1 protein-coding gene is annotated in these 572 nt (G+C 47.6%); it reads left to right on the top strand.

What is annotated here, in order from left to right; all coding sequences use genetic code 11:
* The coding region (locus tag THIDRDRAFT_RS27040) for a transposase (RefSeq protein WP_007043445.1) at positions 1 to 228 on the top strand (228 nt) is incomplete at its 5' end.
* Positions 229 to 572: the final 344 nt, after the last annotated feature.

A 572-nucleotide genomic window follows, 5' to 3' on the forward strand; every position in this document is an offset into this window, starting at 1 on the left:
GTCCGCTTCGACGACAGCATCAATGCCGTCTCGACCATCGCTCTGCTGCAGCAAATCGAGCAGCGGCATCCAGACGCGGCGGTGATTCACGTGATTTGCGACAATGCTCGCTACTATCGCTCCAAGGCGGTTCGTAAGCACTTGGAGACATCACGCGTGCAATTGCTCTTTCTCCCGCCCTATGCGCCAAACCTCAATCTGATCGAGCGATTCTGGAAGTATTTTTAAAAAGATAGTGCTCTATAACCGCTATTTTGAGTCGTTCGCCGACTTCAAAGCGGCTTGCGAGAATTTCTTTCGTCACCCGAACCAATATCGTGGTGACCTACGATCGTTGCTGACGGAAAACTTCGCCATTGTCGGCGAGTAAAACCGAAAATTGGTATTAGCTCGGTATAGCCGGTGGTTGTTTAGTTCGATATCTAGGGTTCAAACCATCTCATTGCACACATGTTCATAAGTAACGAATCAAAATTAACTATACGTTGCAATGAACCTTCTGGCCGCTAGAGCAACTCCCTTTGGAGCCATCTCATTAAACACATCTTCATAAGTTATGAGATTCTTTGGCG

The sequence above is a fragment of the Thiorhodococcus drewsii AZ1 genome, assembly GCF_000224065.1.
GTDB classification, from domain to species: Bacteria; Pseudomonadota; Gammaproteobacteria; order Chromatiales; family Chromatiaceae; genus Imhoffiella; species Imhoffiella drewsii.